Raw genomic sequence first — 534 nt, forward strand, 5'->3', positions numbered from 1 at the left:
GTTTATTATTGGAAAACAACCATATAAATTGAACATTAATGCTTATTAATTATTAAGCTATGTTAAAAACACGCGGTGGGCGAAATCAGTTTGAATTGACTGACTTCGTTTTACCGCGTGTTTAATAATGTTATACATATATTCTAATTGCACATTTAAACTTCGTAAATGCCAATGGGAGTGGGACAGAAATGATATTTTCGCAAAATTTATTTCGTCGTCCCACCCCAACTTGCATTGTTTGTAGAATTTCTTTTCGAAATTCTTTTTGTTGGGGCCCCGCCAAGATATTACTTGAATAATTCTTTTAGAATTCTAAATAATGATCCGATTAATTGAAAGAAGTCTGCTGTCATTGTATATACCTCCCTTTACTTTATAAATTATGCTTGCTTAGTATCAGTCACCTTTTCAGTTTTCACTAAATCGTCTGCTAAATGATGCCAAAAATCTTGTAATTCTTCTCTTGTGCGCACTGTATCAGAACTGTCTTGTCCTACAAAGTCAACATGATCCCAATCATGTTTTGTAGGC

General features: G+C 33.5%; 1 protein-coding gene. It reads right to left on the reverse strand.

Annotated elements, in window-relative coordinates; translation table 11 throughout:
• Positions 1-383: 383 nt before the first annotated feature.
• On the reverse strand, positions 384-534 hold a 151-nt coding region (locus IDG60_RS21840), incomplete at its 5' end, for a lipase-like domain-containing protein (RefSeq protein ID WP_241013321.1).

The sequence above is a fragment of the Staphylococcus sp. EG-SA-2 genome, assembly GCF_017152085.1.